The 18,249-nt window shown below is 39.9% G+C and carries 18 protein-coding genes; 16 read left to right on the forward strand and 2 right to left on the reverse strand.

Annotated features, from left to right (window positions below; all coding sequences use genetic code 11):
* The first annotated feature begins 258 nt into the window (after positions 1-258).
* From rpiA to A3I9_RS0105210, 12 genes are all read left to right on the forward strand, one after another.
* Entirely contained in the window at positions 259-939 is a 681-nt protein-coding gene (gene rpiA, locus A3I9_RS0105155) for a ribose-5-phosphate isomerase RpiA (protein WP_018377979.1), read from the forward strand.
* A gap of 146 nt (positions 940-1,085) precedes the next feature.
* Positions 1,086-1,484, forward strand: a complete 399-nt coding sequence (locus A3I9_RS0105160; protein WP_018377980.1) for a PaaI family thioesterase — start codon at positions 1,086-1,088, stop codon at positions 1,482-1,484.
* 59 nt (positions 1,485-1,543) lie between these two features.
* Positions 1,544-1,984: a VOC family protein gene (locus tag A3I9_RS0105165; RefSeq protein ID WP_018377981.1), complete on the forward strand. Its 441-nt coding sequence runs from the start codon at positions 1,544-1,546 to the stop codon at positions 1,982-1,984.
* Between the two features lie 10 nt (positions 1,985-1,994).
* Positions 1,995-2,363 (forward strand): VOC family protein, encoded by a 369-nt coding sequence (locus tag A3I9_RS0105170; RefSeq protein WP_018377982.1) that lies wholly within the window; start codon positions 1,995-1,997, stop codon positions 2,361-2,363.
* Complete coding sequence (locus A3I9_RS0105175; RefSeq protein WP_026217341.1) at positions 2,332-3,015, forward strand: DNA alkylation repair protein; 684 nt, start codon at positions 2,332-2,334, stop codon at positions 3,013-3,015. Before A3I9_RS0105170 ends, A3I9_RS0105175 begins: the two co-directional genes overlap by 32 nt.
* 145 nt (positions 3,016-3,160) lie before the next feature.
* Positions 3,161-4,252, forward strand: a complete 1,092-nt coding sequence (locus A3I9_RS0105180; protein WP_018377984.1) for an ABC transporter permease — start codon at positions 3,161-3,163, stop codon at positions 4,250-4,252.
* Complete coding sequence (locus A3I9_RS0105185) at positions 4,252-4,914, forward strand: ABC transporter ATP-binding protein (protein ID WP_018377985.1); 663 nt, start codon at positions 4,252-4,254, stop codon at positions 4,912-4,914. Before A3I9_RS0105180 ends, A3I9_RS0105185 begins: the two co-directional genes overlap by 1 nt.
* A gap of 335 nt (positions 4,915-5,249) precedes the next feature.
* Positions 5,250-6,893 carry a peptide ABC transporter substrate-binding protein gene (locus tag A3I9_RS0105190; RefSeq protein ID WP_018377986.1) on the forward strand — a complete coding sequence of 548 codons (1,644 nt, stop codon included), beginning with the start codon at positions 5,250-5,252 and terminating at the stop codon, positions 6,891-6,893.
* 72 nt (positions 6,894-6,965) lie between these two features.
* Complete coding sequence (locus tag A3I9_RS0105195) at positions 6,966-7,880, forward strand: ABC transporter permease (RefSeq protein ID WP_018377987.1); 915 nt, start codon at positions 6,966-6,968, stop codon at positions 7,878-7,880.
* Between the two features lie 10 nt (positions 7,881-7,890).
* Entirely contained in the window at positions 7,891-8,922 is a 1,032-nt protein-coding gene (locus A3I9_RS0105200; protein ID WP_018377988.1) for an ABC transporter permease, read from the forward strand.
* Positions 8,923-8,931: 9 nt separating this feature from the next.
* On the forward strand, positions 8,932-9,975 hold the full coding sequence (locus A3I9_RS0105205) for an ABC transporter ATP-binding protein (protein ID WP_018377989.1): 1,044 nt from the start codon (positions 8,932-8,934) through the stop codon (positions 9,973-9,975).
* Positions 9,972-10,907, forward strand: coding sequence for an ABC transporter ATP-binding protein (locus tag A3I9_RS0105210; RefSeq protein ID WP_018377990.1), 936 nt, complete (start codon positions 9,972-9,974; stop codon positions 10,905-10,907). The genes A3I9_RS0105205 and A3I9_RS0105210 overlap by 4 nt, the downstream gene beginning before the upstream one ends.
* A 44-nt stretch (positions 10,908-10,951) precedes the next feature.
* Here the strand turns inward: A3I9_RS0105210 and A3I9_RS0105215 are convergent, their stop codons facing one another.
* Positions 10,952-12,688, reverse strand: a complete 1,737-nt coding sequence (locus A3I9_RS0105215; protein WP_018377991.1) for a DUF1846 domain-containing protein — start codon at positions 12,686-12,688, stop codon at positions 10,952-10,954.
* Between the two features lie 199 nt (positions 12,689-12,887).
* On the opposite strand from A3I9_RS0105215, the gene A3I9_RS0105220 reads away from it, so the two are divergent.
* Genes A3I9_RS0105220 through A3I9_RS0105235 form a run of 4 tightly spaced genes read left to right on the forward strand, consistent with a single transcriptional unit; the run spans position 12,888 to position 16,453 of the window.
* Positions 12,888-13,337 carry a MarR family winged helix-turn-helix transcriptional regulator gene (locus A3I9_RS0105220; protein WP_026217343.1) on the forward strand — a complete coding sequence of 150 codons (450 nt, stop codon included), beginning with the start codon at positions 12,888-12,890 and terminating at the stop codon, positions 13,335-13,337.
* Between the two features lie 25 nt (positions 13,338-13,362).
* On the forward strand, positions 13,363-14,091 hold the full coding sequence (locus tag A3I9_RS0105225) for an ABC transporter ATP-binding protein (protein ID WP_018377993.1): 729 nt from the start codon (positions 13,363-13,365) through the stop codon (positions 14,089-14,091).
* The gene (locus tag A3I9_RS0105230; protein WP_018377994.1) at positions 14,084-15,604 is read left to right on the forward strand and encodes an ABC transporter permease/substrate-binding protein; all 1,521 of its coding nucleotides are present in this window, start codon (positions 14,084-14,086) and stop codon (positions 15,602-15,604) included. Before A3I9_RS0105225 ends, A3I9_RS0105230 begins: the two co-directional genes overlap by 8 nt.
* Before the next feature lie 12 nt (positions 15,605-15,616).
* The gene (locus tag A3I9_RS0105235; RefSeq protein WP_018377995.1) at positions 15,617-16,453 is read left to right on the forward strand and encodes an SDR family oxidoreductase; all 837 of its coding nucleotides are present in this window, start codon (positions 15,617-15,619) and stop codon (positions 16,451-16,453) included.
* Between the two features lie 66 nt (positions 16,454-16,519).
* Here the strand turns inward: A3I9_RS0105235 and A3I9_RS12985 are convergent, their stop codons facing one another.
* Positions 16,520-17,968, reverse strand: coding sequence for a hypothetical protein (locus A3I9_RS12985; protein WP_018377996.1), 1,449 nt, complete (start codon positions 17,966-17,968; stop codon positions 16,520-16,522).
* Positions 17,969-18,249: the final 281 nt, after the last annotated feature.

The following is an 18,249-nucleotide window of genomic DNA, read 5'->3' on the forward strand; positions in this document are numbered from 1 at the left end:
GATTAACTAGATTTAATTCAAAGTTAAAATTTTTCTTAAATGACTCTTATAAAAATCTTATTTTTTTAAATGCACCCAAATTGTCTAGAACAATCTAATTAGATAGTCTCTTTAGAAAGTCTTAGAACATCGGTTCAAAAATGGAGAGTCCTTTTTTCTGGATAATACACTGAATTTTGGTAGAAATCCAATCGTCAACATGGTATAATGTTCCTGTAACCGTTTTATCAATCAAACAATTTTTAAGGGAGAAATAGAATGTCAAACTTGAAGCAACAAGTAGGAATAAAGGCAGCTGAATTTGTCACAGATGGAATGGTAGTTGGTTTGGGAACAGGCTCGACTGCCTACTATTTTGTAGAAGAAATTGGACGCCGGATGAAGGAAGAGGGGCTCCAAATTACTGGTGTAACAACTTCAAGTGGGACAACAGCACAAGCTAATGGACTAGGAATTCCGCTAAAATCCATTGATGAAGTGGAGTTTGTTGATTTGACAGTGGATGGAGCTGATGAAGTTGACCCACTCTTTAATGGCATCAAAGGTGGCGGTGGAGCCCTTTTAATGGAAAAAGTGGTTGCCACAAATAGTAAAGATTGCATCTGGATTGTAGATGAATCTAAAATGGTAGAATGTCTTGGAGCCTTTAAATTACCTATTGAAGTTGTACAATATGGTTCCCAAAATCTCTTCCGTCATTTTGAAACAAAGGGCTATTCCCCAAGTTTTCGAATGGCTGAGGGAACACGATTTGTGACGGATCAAGGAAATTTTATTATTGACCTTGATTTGAAAAAGATTGAAAATACTGAAGCCCTCGCTAATGAATTAGATCACACTGTTGGAGTTGTGGAACATGGCTTGTTTATTGGCTTGATTTCTAAAGTCATCGTTGGACGTCCAGAAGGACCAGAAGTTATTGAAAAAGAGGTAAAATAGCTTTGCTCTCCTTTCACCCACTTGAAATTGTTTAAGTGGGATTTTTCTATCTATTTGCTGAAGCTGGTCTATTTCTGTCACTTTAAATGCCCCATTTTTTCTGAAAGTGCTATAATAAGACTTGGTTTTGAATAGAGGAGGAAATTATGAAGGAACATTTCTTACACGAAATTAAAGTTTTTGAGAATTATCAGTTGGACTTGTTTGAGAGAGGGCATGTTGTAGTCCGTTCCAAGGTAGTTGATTCGTCTTTGAATTACTATGGTAATGCTCACGGAGGTTATCTGTTTACTATGTGTGACCAGGTTGCTGGGGTGACAGCTATCTCAACGGGTTTTGATGCGGTGACCATGCAATCTAGTATCAATTATATGCGTTCTGGTCGTAAGGGTGATTGTTTGACGATCGAAGGGATTTGTGTTCATGATGGACGTACGACAAAAATCATTGAAGTCACCATTACAAATCAGAAAAATGAGGCTGTTGCTAAAGGAATTTTCACGATGTACGTCATTGGTCAACATAAGGAAGAAAATTTAAAGTAGCCTTGTTTGACAAAATTATCACGAAATAGTATTATTTGGGTGATAGAAAAGGAGAAAAAATGGTCAAAGCAATTGAATTGTATTTAGTAACAGAACGAAATGGTTTAGAAGCAGTGGAGTTCTATAAGGAAGTTTTCGGAGCCGAAGTGGTGGCTTGTACAACATTTGGGCAGGCGATTCCTGATACACCAGAGGAGAATAAAAAACTCTTGCTCAATGCAAGCCTGAACATTGATGGCATTCGCTTGCAAATCTCAGATAATAATCCTGACTATCCTTATATTCAGGGGACGAACATGACAGCCTGTATACAATTAGATACTGTTGAGGAGGCTAAGGCAATCTATGAAAAATTAGCTGAGAATGCACATAGAATTGATATGGAATTGCAAGAGACCCCTTGGAGTCCAGCATATGGAATCGTTGTGGACCGGTTTGGGATGACTTGGCAAATCAATACTGATATCGACGGATTCGTTTCAGAAAAGGTTCAATTTTAGGAGGTTGTCCATGTTTTCAGCAACTATTGGTCTCATGCTATATGTAGAGAATGTCCAAGCAGAAAAGGCTTTTTGGCAGTCAATTGGTTTTGAAATGGTTTCAGAATCAGAAATAATGGGATTCACGAGTTTTGAAATGAAACAACACGAAGATAGCACGGTACTATTTACGGTCTATGATAAGAAATTTATCCGACAAGTATCACCAGAAGTAGTGGAGAACCAGCCAAGCATCTTATTTGAAACAGAAGAGATTGAGCAACTCCATGAACGGATTACTGCAGTAACAGATAAAATCAGCCCGATTCAAGCAGAACCGTTCAAAAATTTTTCGTTCGCTTCACCAAGTGGGAATTATTATGCTGTCAAAGGAAAATAAAGAGCAGTTAATTGGCAGACTTTATGAAGCGCGTGATGAAGAACGTGTTACTTCAATGAAAGCCTATATGCGGAATCGATTTTCTTTTTTAGGCATTCCAACTCCCTTACGTCGGGAATTAACCAAGGACTTTTTCAAGAAAGCTAAGGCAGCAAAAAGAATCGACTGGGACTTTGTTTTTGAACTCTGGAATCTAGAAGAACGTGAATTTCAGTATGTAGCAGCTGATTATCTGAGGATCCTGCAAGTCTACTTGACGTTAGAGGATGTTCCTCGTTTGCGCCAGCTGGTGACGACCAAATCTTGGTGGGATACAGTGGATAGTCTGGATAGAACCATTGGCAATATCCAATTTCCAAATGAAGAATTAGACAATATCATGCTAGAATGGTCATTGGATGAGAATATCTGGCTACGCCGTGTAGCTATTGACCATCAACTCCTACGTAAGGAGAAAATGAAGACGGATTTGTTAGAGCAAATTTTGGTGAATAATCTTCACCAGACTGAGTTTTTCATCAATAAGGCGATGGGTTGGATATTGCGAGATTATTCAAAGACCAATCCAGAGTGGGTTCGGACCTTTTTGCAGCGACATAAAAAAGGCCTCTCTGATTTAACCATGAAAGAGGCGAGTAAATATATAAAGTGAATGAAAGAAAAAATGTAGAAATGAACGACATAGCTTCGTTCATTTTTTGTTTATGACAGTCAATTTTCTTGACAGTAGTTCCTATAAGAACTATAATAATTCCCATAGGAACTAATATTGAAAATTTTATGAAAGGAAAAATAAAATGAAAACAGCATGGAAAGAATTGCGTTACCATAAAAAACGCTATTTATTGATTGAATTGATTGTTATACTCTTATTGTTTATGGTGTTATTCTTATCTGGTTTAGTCAATGGATTAGGTCGAGCAGTATCGTCTGGAGTTGAGAATCTTCCTGCAGAATACTTTGTGTTAAATGATACATCAGAGGACTTGATAACTGTTTCGCAATTATCAGATGAAACAGTGGATAAATTGCGAACAAAGACCAAAGATGACACTACGACCTTGGATATCATGCGGATGTATGTGACAAAAGAGCACGAGGACGAAAAACTAGATGTCGTCTATTTTGGCGTAGAAGAGGATAGCTTTGCAGCTCCGACTGTATATGAAGGAACAGCATTAGCAGATAGTGATGCAAAACGCCCGATTGTACTTGATGACGATTTTCAGTCAGAGGGAATAAAGTTGGGAGATACCATCATGGATAGTGCGAGCGAGCTTCCATTGACAGTGGTAGGTTTTTCAAAAGATCAGATGTATAGTCATGTTTCTGTTGGTTTTATCTCTCATGAAACCTATCTTGAGCTACGTGCAGCGACCAGTCCGATGCCATATACAGGAACTCATGCATTGCTAGTTAAGGGAACGGATACCACTGATTTAGAAATGGATGGTGTGGAGGTTGTCGATAAGGCGACAATCATTTCAGCCCTTCCTGGTTATCAAGCAGAGCAGGCAACTATCAGCATGGTGCAATGGTTGCTGGTTGCCATTACAGCTGTAGTGATTACCATTTTCTACTATGTGATAACAATTCAGAAAGAAAGACAATTTGGTGTCATGAAGGCGATTGGGATTTCAATGGGAAGAATCAGTTCCATTATCTTTTGGCAAATTTTTTCAATTGCGATGTTAGGGGCTCTCATTGCAGATGGTCTCGTCTTTTTAATGGCGCAAACTTTACCAGCAACTATGCCCTTCTATTTACAGTGGTCAAGTATTGTACTCGTTACATCAGTTTTCGTGATTGTATCTGTTCTTGGAGGACTATTCTCGGTTCTTCGTGTCGCCAAAATTGATCCTGTTACAGTGATTGGAGGGGAAGAATAATGCAATCAGTATTAGAATTAAAGGAAATTTGTAAATCTTTTCAAGATGGAGATCAGCAGCAGATTGTTTTAGATCACTTGAATTTGCAGGTGAATGAAGGTGAATTCGTTGCAATTGTTGGACCATCAGGCTCAGGAAAGAGTACCTTATTGACCATTGCAGGAATGATGTTAACTCCGGATAGTGGGGAAGTAGTCATTGCTGGTCAATCGATGTTTCATCTCAAACAGGCTGAGTGGACAAGTATCCGGAACAAACATTTGGGATTTATTTTTCAAAACCATCAACTCTTTCCCTATCTGAAAGGGCGTGAACAACTGACTGAATTTTTAGGAAAAGGTGTCACAGTAGATGCTGATAAACTACTAGCCGATTTAGATTTGAGCCATTGTGCCAATAAATATCCTGCAAAAATGAGTGGTGGTGAACGTCAACGTTTAGCAATTGCGCGAGCTTTTACGAGTCAACCAGACTTGATTCTTGCAGATGAACCAACAGCTTCATTAGATGCAAAACGAGGACGTCAAGTAGTTGAAATGATTCGGAAAGAAGTTAAAAAACAACAAAAAGCTGCTGTGATGGTGACACATGATGAGCGCGTATTAGACTTGGTAGATAAAGTTTACCGTCTAGTGGATGGGAAGCTGACGGAAGAAAAATAAGAAGGGCTACTAGGTAGAAAACAGAGAGGGAGACCTCTCTTTTTTATGTATTTGGAAATTTTATTCAATTATGCAATCGTTGGATTAACCTTGATTGTCGATATATAATCCAAAATATTCAGAATTCAGTCATATAATACTATACTAATATATAAAACCTAATATTTAAACATAAATATTTCATTTTTATAAAAAGTATTTAAAAAGTATATAAAAATCAAAAAAATCAGAAAATTTAAACAAAAGGCTTGCATCTGAATAAATATTAGGTTATAATCTTAAACATATCTTAACCAAGACGAGTTGAGAAATACGCAAATTAGGAGATTTTGTATATGAATACATGGAAGAAGCTGGCAACAACTGGTTTAACAGTTGCGACGGTATCCCTTTTAGCAGCTTGTGGTGGAGGTTCATCTGCTTCTAAGGATGCATCAACAGATATCAATTGGTATACTCCAACAGAGATCATCACATTGGATATTTCTAAAAATACAGACCGCTATTCTGCAATGGCAATTGGGAATGCAGGTAGTAGTTTACTTCGTGTAGGCGCGGATGGAAAATTACAGCCAGACTTAGCAGAAAAAGTTGACATTTCTGAAGATGGGAAAGTTTACACAGCTACTCTTCGTGAAGGATTGAAATGGTCTGATGGCAGTGATTTAACTGCAGAAGACTTTGTCTATTCATGGCAACGGATGGTAGATCCAGCAACAGCTTCTGAATATGCTTACCTCGTGACGGATGCGCATGTGTTGAATGCAGAAGCAATCATGGCTGGTGAAAAACCAGTTGAAGAGTTGGGTGTAAAAGCGGATGGAAACAAAGTTATCTTTACTTTAGAAACACCAGCTCCACAATTTGAAAGTCTCCTTTCCTTCTCAAACTTTGTGCCACAAAAAGAAGAGTTTGTGAAAGAGGCAGGCGATGATTACGGTACAACTTCTGAAGATATGCTCTACTCAGGTCCATACACAGTTGAAGATTGGAATGGGACAAGCGGTAGCTTCAAGCTTGTGAAAAATGACAATTACTGGGATGCAAAAAATGTGAAGACAAAAACAATCAATGTCCAAGCAGTTAAAAAACCAGATACAGCTGTTCAAATGTACAAACAAGGCGAGCTTGATTTTGCAAACATCTCACAAACTTCTGCTATGTACAATGCAAATAAAAACCACAAAGATGTGATGGATATTGCTGAGGCGCGTGCAGATTATCTTGTATACAATGAAACTGGTAGTGTTAAAGCCCTTTCTAATTTGAAGATTCGTCAAGCATTGAACTTGGCAACAGACCGTGAAGGAATTGTCAAAGCTGCGGTAGATACAGGTTCGGTTGCAGCAACAGCCTTAGCTCCAGCAGGTCTCTCTACATTGACAGACGGTACAGACTTGAATGAATATGTTGCACAACCTTATTCTTATGATAAGGAAGAAGCAGCAAAATTGTTCAAAGAAGGTTTGGCTGAAATTGGTGCTGATAGCTTAACATTAACAATTACAGCTGACTCAGATAACCCAGCTAAGAAAGCTGCTGTAGACTACTTGAAAGAAACATGGGAATCAGTACTTCCTGGTTTGACATTGGAAGAAAAATTTGTAACCTTCAAACAACGTTTGGAAGATACGAAAACACAAAACTTTGAAGTAGCCTTTGTAAGTTGGGGTGGTGACTATCCAGAAGGTTCAACATTCTACGGATTATTCACAACAAATTCTGCTTACAACTATGGTAAGTTCTCAAGTCCAGAATACGATGCAGCATACGAAAAAGCTCTTTCAACAGATGCATTAGACAAAGATGCAGCGGCAGCAGATTATAAAGCAGCAGAAGCAGCTCTTTATGAAAATGCACACTATAACCCATTGTACAACTTGTCAAACAAAGGATTGCAAAATCCATCTATTAAAGGTCTTGTTCGTAATTCAACAGGTCTTGATGTTGACTTCACTTACGCTTATAAAGAAAAGTAATCAATCGATTACATTTATAGTTAGTGCAAGGATTGGACCATCCAATTCTTGCCTTTTGATTTGAGGATTACTATGACAAAATATTTATTAAAACGGATTGCGATTTTACTAGCAACCCTATGGGTAGTCATTACCCTGTCGTTCTTCTTGATGCAAATCATGCCAGGAACACCTTATAATAGTCCAAAATTGACAGATGAAATGATTGCCATGATGAATAAACAGTATGGTTTGGATAAACCACTCTGGCAACAATATTTAAAATATCTAGTAGATATTTTGCATGGTGATTTTGGAACAAGTTACCAATCTGTCAACCAATCGGTGACAAAACTGATTATGCAACGATTAGGTGTTTCTGTTCATCTTGGTATTCAAGCACTGGTGGTTGGAATTAGTAGCGGTCTCTTGGTTGGTGCGATTTCAGCTCGAAATAAAAATAACAAAATTGATGGTTTCTTGAGTGTTATCTCTACCTTAGGGATTTCTGTTCCAGCCTTCATCATTGGTTTACTTTTGTTGGATTATCTTGGGTTCAAATGGGCTCTCTTGCCATTATCAGGTTGGGGAACATTTGCACAAACAATCTTGCCGACACTTGGTTTAGCCATTCCAGTGTTTGCGCAAGTCACTCGCTTTTTCCGCAGTGAAATGATTGAAACGTTGAATACAGATTACATTCAATTGGCGCGTGCAAAGGGACTGACCAATCGTCAGGTGACCAACCGTCACGCTTACCGCAATTCAATGATTCCTGTGTTGACCTTAGTTGGACCGATGGCTGCTAATATTTTGACCGGTTCTGCCTTGATGGAACAAATCTTTTCAATTCCAGGGATTGGTCAATTGTTTGTGACCTCTATTCCAACTAAGGACTATCCGGTGATTATGGGGACAACGATTGTCTATGCCATGATGTTGATGGTTGCGATTTTGATTACGGATGTGGTGATTAGTCTTGTAGACCCACGTGTACGTTTGAGCTAAGGAGTGTAGGATGACAGAAGAAACAAAAACGTTTAAGCTGGTCGGAACAAGCAGTTCTGATGCTCAAGAGAGAATTGAAAAACCAGCCTTGTCGTTTATGCAGGATGCATGGCGACGCTTGAAACAGAACAAATTAGCAGTAGTCTCTTTGTGGTTTATTTGCCTACTGCTTGTGTTCGCAATTGGTTCAACCTTTGTGGTATCGACCAAGGATGCTAATAAATTTAACAGTGAACAGGTAGAGGTTTACCGAAACCTACCACCTAAAGTCAGTGATAATTTGCCGTTTTGGAATGGTAAAATTGTCTACTCTGGTAATACAGAAGCTAATGATGCCTATGCAGACCAGAGTGTACCTGAAGGAAAGAAGTTTGCACTTGGTACGGATAATCTAGGTCGTAGTATCGCCAAGCGAGTCACCGTTGGTATTCGGATTTCTTTATTGATTGCCGTTATTGCCACTTTTATTGACCTGATTATCGGTGTTACTTATGGTCTGATTTCTGGTTTTGCTGGTGGAAAAGTCGATACTATCATGCAACGGATTATCGAGATTATCTCCTCTATCCCGAATTTAGTCATTGTGACCATGTTAGGTCTCTTACTTGGGAATGGTGTAACCTCTATCATCATCTCAATTGCCATCGTCGGGTGGACCTCAATGGCACGGCAGGTGCGGAATTTGACACTGTCCTACAAAGAACGTGACTTCATCTTAGCTTCGCGTGCTTTGGGAGAAAGTAATCTCAAGATTGCCTTTAAACATGTATTACCAAATATCTCAGGGATTATTATAGTGCAAATTATGATGACAGTACCAAGTGCCATCATGTATGAATCTGTTTTGTCCGCGATTAACTTAGGGGTGAAACCACCTACTGCATCACTCGGATCATTGATTACGGATGCGCAAGAAAACTTGCAATACTATCCTTACCAAGTCATGATTCCAGCAATTGCATTGGTAGTCATTTCATTGGCCTTTATCCTCTTGGGAGATGGCTTGCGTGATGCCTTGGATCCAAAATCCAGCGCAGATTAGGAGGAAATAATGACAGAAGAAACGATTTTAAACGTTGAGAATCTCCATGTAACCTTTCAAACCTACGCTGGTGAGGTACAGGCTATTCGTGATGTAAATTTTACCCTTAAAAAGGGCGAAACATTAGCGATTGTAGGAGAATCAGGGTCTGGTAAGTCAGTAACGACACGGACCTTAATGGGACTTAATGCAAAAAATGCACACTTGGACGGGAAAATTCTTTACAAAGAGAAAGATTTAAGTCAGCTATCAGAAAGTGATTGGGTGAAAATTCGTGGGAATGATATTGCCATGATTTTTCAAGATCCAATGACAAGTTTGGACCCGACCATGACGATTGGCATGCAGATTGCTGAGCCTATTATTCTTAATGAGAAGGTCTCAAAAAAAGAAGCGTTAGAACGTGCCCTTGATTTAATGAATAGAGTTGGTATTCCAAATGCAGAGGAGCATATCAAGGATTTCCCACATCAATGGTCAGGTGGTATGCGCCAACGGGCAGTCATCGCAATTGCCCTTGCAAGTAATCCTGAAATTTTGATTGCCGATGAGCCAACAACAGCTTTAGATGTGACCATTCAGGCACAAATCTTGAAGGTGATGAAAGAAGTGCAGGAGCAGACAGGTTCATCTATCATTTTTATTACGCATGATTTAGGCGTGGTAGCTGGTATGGCGGATCGTGTAGCAGTGATGTATGCTGGGAAGATTGTCGAAGTTGGGACTGTGGAAGAAGTCTTCTACAATCCTCAACATCCATATACTTGGGGCTTACTAAATTCTATGCCAACAACTGAAACAGAATCAGGCAGTTTGGAATCTATTCCTGGAACACCACCAGATTTGCTCCATCCACCAGTTGGAGACGCCTTTGCAGCTCGTAATGCTTACGCATTGGACATTGATTTTAAAGAACAACCACCAATGTTTCAAATTTCAGATACGCATTATGCAGCAACTTGGTTGCTAGATGAGAGAGCACCTAAGATTACACCCCCAATTGCCATTCAAAAACGGTGGGCAAAATGGCAGGAGAAGGAGGAAAACAAATGAGTGACCATCGAAAAAAATTGGTTGAAGTCAAAAATGTTTCCCTGACATTTAATACAGGTAAGAAAAATGAAGTCAAGGCAATTGACAATGTTTCTTTTGATATCTATGAGGGTGAAGTCTTTGGTTTAGTTGGTGAATCAGGTTCTGGTAAGACAACGATGGGACGGACCATTCTAAAACTCTATGATTTTAATGAGGGGGATATCACTTTCGATGGTGAATCAATTTCGCATTTATCTGGTAAAGGCTTAAAAGATTTTCGTAAAAATGCGCAAATGATTTTCCAAGATCCACAAGCCAGTCTGAATGGACGGATGAAAATTCGTGATATTGTTGCAGAGGGATTGGATATTCATGGCTTGACTTCTTCTAAGGAAGAACGTGATGAACGCGTACAATACCTTTTGGATTTAGTTGGACTTAACAAGGACCACTTAACACGTTATCCTCATGAATTTTCTGGTGGTCAACGTCAGCGGATTGGAATTGCGCGAGCCTTGGCTGTGAAACCAAAATTTATCATTGCCGATGAGCCAATCTCAGCCTTGGATGTTTCTATCCAAGCGCAGGTTGTCAATCTGATGCAAAAATTGCAACATGAACGCGGATTAACCTACCTCTTTATCGCGCATGATTTGTCAATGGTTAAATACATTTCTGATCGAATCGGCGTGATGCATTGGGGGAAAATGTTGGAAATTGGAACATCGGATGATGTCTATCATGATCCAATTCACCCTTATACAAAGAGCCTATTATCAGCTATTCCTGAACCAGATCCTGAAGTGGAACGTGCTCGCGTTCATGTCGAATATGATCCGAGTGCAGAGCAAGATGGACAAGCACGTCAAATGCATGAAATCACGCCAGGTCACTTTGTCTTATCAACAGAAGAAGAAGCGGCTGCTTATCGTGCAGAACGTAGTCTATAAGAATAAAAAACTGAGTTTCCGTGTGGAAGCTCAGTTTTTTTGTGCTATTTTCGATAAAGTTTATTTTGTTGATAGACAGGGTCAACCGTTACATTGATTCCTAGTTTTCGGAAGACATTTTTATCTTCTTCAGGTAGGATCACAGTTGAATGGACTTCGCTACCTTTTAAGTTTCCGAGTTGTTTCATCGCAATGTCCGCTTCAGGCTTGTTCATTGCAGTGATAGCTAATGCAATCAGTAATTCGTTGGAATGAAGTCGAGGATTGCGATTACCGAGATGGTTGATTTTTAGATTTTGAATCGGCTTCACATACTCTGGTTCAATAAGGAGAGTTTGTTTATCAATGCCTGCTAATGCTTTAATGGCATTGACAATCACAGCAGCGGATGGCCCGAAGAGATCAGATGTTTTACCAGTGACAATCTGTCCTGTTGGCAATTCGAGTGCTAGAGCAGGGTCTCCAGTCAATTCTGCCTTCTGACGAGCAGCCAAGGTGACTTTTCGATCTAAAGCAGAGATGCCTAAGTCATTCATGAGGAGTTCTATCTTTTTGATAGCAGTGGCTGATACGCGTTCTGCCTTAAATTCAACCAGTGTTTGATAGTAGCGGCGAATGATTTCCTGTTTAGAGGCTTCGATGGCTGCTTCATTGTCTACAATGGCAAAGCCCACCATGTTAACACCCATGTCTGTTGGCGACTCGTATGGCGATTTTCCTAAAATGCGTTCCAGCATCCGTTTGACAACGGGGAAGATTTCAACGTCCCGATTGTAATTGACCGTTGTCTTGCCATAAGCATCCAAATGGAAGGGGTCAATCATATTGACATCATCTAAGTCAGCAGTAGCTGCCTCATAGGCAAGATTGACTGGATGATGCAAGGATAAATTCCAGACCGGGAAGGTTTCAAATTTGGCATAGCCTGAAGTCACACCATTGATTTGGTCATGGTAGAGGTTGGACATACATGTAGCAAGTTTTCCCGAACCAGGACCCGGAGCAGTTACTACGACAAGATTGCGACTGGTCTTGATATAATCATTTTTCCCCATACCCTCTGGTGAAATGATGCGGTCAATGGCAGTAGGATAGCCTTCAATTGGATAATGGAGATAAGAGGCAATACCATTTTTTGTCAATTCGGAACGGAAGGTATCGGCAGCTGTTTGGCCAGCGTACTGGGTAATGACCACAGAACCTACATAGAGATCTAAATCTTTAAATTTATCAATGAGGCGGAAGACTTCTTGGTCATACGAAATCCCCAAGTCTCCCCGCGCTTTGGAATGCTCGATGTTATTGGCATTGATGGCAATGACGATTTCTACTTGTTCTCGCAGTTCATGGAGGAGTTTGATTTTATTATCTGGTTCATAGCCCGGTAATACCCTAGCTGCATGGAAATCTTCCAGCATTTTTCCACCAAATTCCATATAGAGTTTGCCATCAAATTGGTTGATTCGCTCTAGGATGTGATCACGCTGTAAGTTGAGGTATTTTTCGGAGTCAAAGGCTATTTTTTTAGCGACTTGGATAGGTTTTGCAACTGCTGCATGATGGAGTGGTGTTCCCACAGGAACTTTAGTTGTCTGATCAAATTCCTCTAATTTAATTCCCAAGATTTTTCCAATCTTAAAAATTGTATCGGCCTTAGAATTGAGTATGCCCCGTTCTAAGATAGAGCGCATGGTGGTATAAGGGATATCATTTTCCAGTGAAAATGCTCGAACACTCCCATATCGTTCTTCAATCATCGCTTTTAATGTTTCTTCGTTCATGATGACTCCTTTCAATTGTTTTTATTTTACGAAAAATCGTAAAAAATAGCAAGAGAAAACAGTATGTTTTTTTAAAAAATTTAAAAATATACGAAAATTCATCTAATATAGCAAATTCTTGCATTTCAAGGGTCAGTATGGTACTATTCTTTTAATCTAATTTAAATGTTCGATATAGAACTAAAAAGGAGGTATCATGATTGAAAAAGCACGCGGAGGATATTTAACGCTCCATGTTCAATTACTGAATGGTCGTTTGTTTCAGCGTTTGTTGAATCAAGAGTCAGAAGCCCTGTACCGTAGTGAACAGGGAAAGATTTTATCATCCTTGTGGGAACACAGTGGTGAACAAACTGCAACGGATATTGCCCTACAGACTGGTCTTGCCAATAATACATTGACCAGTATGCTGAAGCGATTGGAGATACAAGGGTTGCTTCAAATATCAGAACACCCAAATGACAAACGTAAAAAACTAGTTCGATTAACAGAAGTGGGTTGGCAGCAACAAAAGATTGGTGAAAAAGTGAGTCAAGAACTGGCTGATATTTTCTATGCAGATTTTTCTGAAGAAGAAATCATGCAATATGAAGCCTATCTAGAACGAATTTTGAAAAATCTTCAAACTGCTATTGTGAAGAAGCCTTAGGACAACAAAACGAAAGGAAGAATGGATGATTACATTTTCAAAGGTAAGCAAACATTATAAAGAGGCAGATGTGTTGAAATCTGTTGATTTAGCAATTAAGGAAGGAGAGTTTCTTGTATTAGTAGGACCAAGTGGCTCGGGGAAAACAACACTCTTAAAGATGGTGAATCGCCTGATTGATCCCTCCAGTGGACAAATCTGTCTAAAAGGTCAACCACTTGAATCATTTAATCTGAGAGAATTACGATTGGATATTGGCTACGTGTTGCAGCAAATCGCCCTCTTTCCGAATATGACAGTTGGAGAAAATATTCAACTGATTCCAGAAATGAAGAAATGGCCGAAAAAGGAACGTATGGAAAGAACTGCGATTTTATTAGACAAGGTAGGGTTGCCAGCAAAAGATTATTTAGACCGCTATCCGAAAGAATTATCTGGGGGTGAGCAACAACGTGTTGGAATTCTACGTGCCGTCATTGCCAATCCGAAGATTTTATTAATGGATGAGCCTTTTAGTGCTTTAGATGCCATTTCTCGAAAACAGCTACAAGAATTGACTCTGGCGCTTCACCGTGAATTTAAAATGACGACGATATTTGTAACGCATGATACAGATGAGGCATTGACATTAGCGGACCGTATAGCTGTCTTGCATGAGGGAAATATTGTGCAATTAGCCAGTCCTCATGAGATTTTAGCTCATCCAGCCAATGCATTTGTTACAGATTTATTTGGAGGTAATGCCCATGCATGATGTACTTTTAACCTTTCAAAATCGATACAGTGATTGGATGATGGCAATCGTGGAACATTTGCAGCTTTCTTTGCTGACGATTTTATTAGCTATTCTCATTGCTATTCCCTTGACCATTCTTCTACGTCCCTTTAAGAAAACAGCAGAGCTGACCTTGCAGATTGCAGGTGTCTTTCAAACCATCCCGTCTTTGGCTTTGTTGGGACTGTTGATTCCTTTGATGGGGATTGGCACTCTACCTGCACTCACGACCCTTGTCATTTACGCCCTTTTTCCGATTTTACAAAATACGCTGACTGGTTTAAATGGGATTGATCCGAGTCTGATTGAAGCGGGTGTGGCATTTGGGATGACTAAATGGGAGCGACTGAAAAAATATGAAATTCCCTTAGCCATGCCAGTCATTATGTCTGGTGTGAGGACATCAGCGGTTATGGTAATTGGGACCGCTACACTGGCTGCTTTGATTGGGGCTGGTGGCTTAGGTTCTTTTATCCTCTTAGGGATTGACCGGAATAATAGCAGCCTAATTCTCATTGGTGCACTGTCCTCAGCCATCCTAGCCATCGTGTTTAATTTTGTGTTGAAATTATTAGAAAAAGCTTCTCTTAAAACCATTTTTCTGAGTTTTCTGGTGTTGATTTTTGGGGTGGTTTCCTCCTATTTACCAGTTATTTTTCCGCAAATGCAAGAGAAAGAAACGGTTGTTATTGCGGGAAAATTAGGACCAGAACCTGAAATCCTCATTAATATGTATGCCCTTTTAATTGAAGCTGAAACGGACATGGAGGCCGTTGTAAAACCAAACTTTGGCAAGACGACTTTCTTGTATGAAGCTTTGAAATCTGGTGATATTGACATTTATCCTGAATTTACAGGAACTGTAACTTCTAGTCTATTGAAGAATCCGCCAGCAACGTCGAATGATCCATCGGAAGTGTATGAGAAGGCGCGGGATGGGATTTTGAAGCAAGATAAGTTGGTCTTACTCAAACCAATGCAGTATCAAAATACCTATGCAGTAGCAGTCCCTCGTCGGTTAGCTGAAAAATATCAATTGCGCACCATTTCTGATTTGCAAAAGGTGGCCTCTACATTAAAAGCAGGATTTACACTGGAATTTACAGACCGTGAAGATGGGAATAAGGGGCTTCAATCTCTATATGGATTGAATCTTTCTGTTTCTACGATGGAACCTGCTCTTCGTTACCAGGCCATTCAATCAGGTGACATTCAAATAACAGATGCCTATTCGACAGATGCTGAGCTTGCCCAGTACGATTTACAGGTATTGGAAGATGATAAACAACTCTTCCCACCTTATCAAGGAGCACCGCTTTTATCCAAAGAATTACTGGAAAAACATCCAGAATTAAAAAAAGTGCTCAATCAATTGGCTGGAAAAATTTCTGAGCAAGAAATGAGTGATATGAATTACCAGGTTGGGGTCGAAGGGAAATCTGCTAAAGATGTGGCAAAACAATACTTGAAGTCACAAGGGCTGATTGACTAGAAAGGAAGAAACATGAACATAGCTCTGACAGGTGTAACAGGAAATTTGGGAAAGGAAATTGCTCGTAGTTTGTCAGAAGCAGGCATTCCTGCACGGCATCTAGCACGCAGTCCAGAGCGGGCAGAGGTGTTTCCGAATGCCGAAATAGTAGAAGCGAGGTATGAAAATTCTCCACAAGCTCAAAAAGCCTTGGAAGGAGTTGATGTCCTCTTTATGGTTTCTGCTAGGGAACATCCTCAGCGTCTGCAACAGCACCTAGATTTTATTGATGCGGCGAAAGTGGCTGGTGTCCGGCATATCGTCTATACTTCTTTCTATAACGCAGATGAACATGCTACCTTTACTTTGGCGCGTGATCATGCACGAACGGAAGCGTATATTAAAAAGCAAGGATTTTCCTATACCTTTCTAAGAGATAACTTCTATCTTGATTTCTTTGTGGATTTATGTCTGACCTATGATGAAATCAGGGGACCAGCAGGAAATGGACGGGTGTCAGCTGTTGTTCGTTCGGATGTTGCAGCAGTCATCAGTCAGATAATGAAAGAATCAGCTAAATGGGAAAATAAGGTCCTCAACATGACGGGACCTGAAAACCTAACCATGCAGGAAATAGTGGATAGAGTAGGGAAAGCGACAGGTAAAACGATTCGCTATATTGATGAAACAGTAGAAGAAGCCTATGCATCGCGGAAAACCTGGCCTGCAGAACAGTGGGAATACGATAGTTGGGTGTCGACTTACACAGCTATTGCTAAAGGTGAACAAGAAGGAATCGCACAGGATATTGAATGTGTTACTGGACATGGACCAACGACTTTGGAAGAATACTTAAGCCGATTCAAATAGTAAAAAAAAACGAATGCTCAAATCAAGCATTCGTTTTTGGGATGTAGTGATTTCGTTAGTGGAAGCTTAATAAAATTGGACAAGACCGGAAACTTTATCAAAGAAACCTGCTGTATCCCAATCAGCATGACCTGGTAGGCCAGTTAGGGTACCAGAGATGTTCACGTTTTGATGAACTGGCCGGTCTCCCGAAGCGTTATTCGGAACCACTTGACCATTTAATTTTGTAGTCAGGCCATTGCGGATATTGAAACGAGGTGTTCCAGTCCATACTCTGCTTGCAGAATAGGAACCGTTGTAACGAATCTTGATATTACTGAAGTTCGCTTGGATGCTGTCTCCTGATTTACGAGCTGCCCCTTCTACACGAGGTGCTAATACTTGGTTAGCAAGAGCAGCATTTCGCCCAGTAATTACTTTTGCGCCATTGATATATCCAGCATAAGAACCATCTTTTTGCACCGCTAATAGTAGGCGGTAGGATTTACCGGGATTATGAGAATAGAGATTTGTCCATTGGTAACTTTGTCCGCCAGCATAATTATGGCCAATGTTTTCTACCATGAAAGCTGTTTTACCAGTATGAGGTGCGCGTGCAGCACTATCAAATTGCATTCCGAAGCTAATCGCAGAAGTAGGGGTATTCATGGTTAGTTTTGCATGATAGCCAGTTCCTTTTCCTTGTAAGGAAACATCTGCTTCAATAGCATAATGAGCTGGAGTATTCGCAATAGTTTGTGAACCTGATGGTAAACCATCGGAGAATTGCGTTCGAATTGGGACACCAACACGAAGGGCTTTCAATTTAATCCCTTCTTGAAACCATCCATGTTTAGGGAGAACACGGTACTCGTTCTGATCTGTAGTCCAATGGTGGAGACCACGTAATTTAGGATTGTAGACTCGGAAAATATTAGCCGTTCCACCAGAATAAAAGACAGGTTTTCCACCATTATCTTTTTGCCATCCATGCTTAGTGGTCAATACGCGCACTTCATTGGTATCTACAGTGTAGAGGTGGTTTTGTAGACCAGCATTATAGAGACGATAGACTGGTAAGCTGCCATTTCCCTTATTTGGTGCATACCATGCCTCTCCTTCGTAGCCCCATCCATGCTTTTGAAAGAGTACATTCTTTTCATTGGCATCAGCTGTATAGAGATGCTCACCATTTCGAGGATTGTATAATCGGTAAATTGTGATGGTAGCTTGGGCTGCTTCATCTTGAGAAACGATTTCTTGTGTGGATGGACTAGTTGTCACAGTTGAGGTGGTTGGCTGAGTTGTTTCTGTACTAGTCGAAGATGAAGGAGTTAAACTAGTTGTAATAGATGTCTCAGTAGTGGGCAATGTGGTCGTCTGGGCAACCGTTTGATTTTCAGATGTAGTGGTTGAACTCTCGCTGATTGTAGTGGTAGTGATGTTATCTTGAGCTAAGACGGAAATTGGAGTAAGTGAGCCTCCACATAGTAAGACCAGGCTTAACCCAGTCAGTATGAGCGATTTCTTTTTCATATAGTCTCCTTTAAAGAAATGTTGTTTTTGTTTAAGGTAACATAAATATATATAGTTGTCAATAATAAATAGTCACGACGTACGCATGAAAAAATGCATGTAACCATTTTCTAGCTACATGCATTTTTTTAAAAGATTTCCACAATATTTACATACGTACAACGGTTCATCCTCTTTTTCGTCCACATTATAACAAAATTTTATGGTTAAAAATATAACTTTTTATGAAAAATCGTTATCTGGAAACGATGTTTTCTTCATGCGTTTGTCGTGATAAATCG

It is taken from the genome of Streptococcus ovis DSM 16829 (assembly GCF_000380125.1).
GTDB lineage: Bacteria > Bacillota > Bacilli > Lactobacillales > Streptococcaceae > Streptococcus > Streptococcus ovis.

What these genes read in the sequence shown, in the direction of transcription:
- rpiA (WP_018377979.1), top strand. Translation starts at nt 259, where the DNA reads ATGTCAAACTTGAAGCAACAAGTAGGAATAAAGGCAGCTGAATTTGTC.
- A3I9_RS0105160 (WP_018377980.1), top strand. Translation starts at nt 1,086, where the DNA reads ATGAAGGAACATTTCTTACACGAAATTAAAGTTTTTGAGAATTATCAG.
- A3I9_RS0105165 (WP_018377981.1), top strand. Translation starts at nt 1,544, where the DNA reads ATGGTCAAAGCAATTGAATTGTATTTAGTAACAGAACGAAATGGTTTA.
- A3I9_RS0105170 (WP_018377982.1), top strand. Translation starts at nt 1,995, where the DNA reads ATGTTTTCAGCAACTATTGGTCTCATGCTATATGTAGAGAATGTCCAA.
- A3I9_RS0105180 (WP_018377984.1), top strand. Translation starts at nt 3,161, where the DNA reads ATGAAAACAGCATGGAAAGAATTGCGTTACCATAAAAAACGCTATTTA.
- A3I9_RS0105185 (WP_018377985.1), top strand. Translation starts at nt 4,252, where the DNA reads ATGCAATCAGTATTAGAATTAAAGGAAATTTGTAAATCTTTTCAAGAT.
- A3I9_RS0105190 (WP_018377986.1), top strand. Translation starts at nt 5,250, where the DNA reads ATGAATACATGGAAGAAGCTGGCAACAACTGGTTTAACAGTTGCGACG.
- A3I9_RS0105195 (WP_018377987.1), top strand. Translation starts at nt 6,966, where the DNA reads ATGACAAAATATTTATTAAAACGGATTGCGATTTTACTAGCAACCCTA.
- A3I9_RS0105200 (WP_018377988.1), top strand. Translation starts at nt 7,891, where the DNA reads ATGACAGAAGAAACAAAAACGTTTAAGCTGGTCGGAACAAGCAGTTCT.
- A3I9_RS0105205 (WP_018377989.1), top strand. Translation starts at nt 8,932, where the DNA reads ATGACAGAAGAAACGATTTTAAACGTTGAGAATCTCCATGTAACCTTT.
- A3I9_RS0105210 (WP_018377990.1), top strand. Translation starts at nt 9,972, where the DNA reads ATGAGTGACCATCGAAAAAAATTGGTTGAAGTCAAAAATGTTTCCCTG.
- A3I9_RS0105215 (WP_018377991.1), bottom strand. Translation starts at nt 12,688, where the DNA reads ATGAACGAAGAAACATTAAAAGCGATGATTGAAGAACGATATGGGAGT.
- A3I9_RS0105225 (WP_018377993.1), top strand. Translation starts at nt 13,363, where the DNA reads ATGATTACATTTTCAAAGGTAAGCAAACATTATAAAGAGGCAGATGTG.
- A3I9_RS0105230 (WP_018377994.1), top strand. Translation starts at nt 14,084, where the DNA reads ATGCATGATGTACTTTTAACCTTTCAAAATCGATACAGTGATTGGATG.
- A3I9_RS0105235 (WP_018377995.1), top strand. Translation starts at nt 15,617, where the DNA reads ATGAACATAGCTCTGACAGGTGTAACAGGAAATTTGGGAAAGGAAATT.
- A3I9_RS12985 (WP_018377996.1), bottom strand. Translation starts at nt 17,968, where the DNA reads ATGAAAAAGAAATCGCTCATACTGACTGGGTTAAGCCTGGTCTTACTA.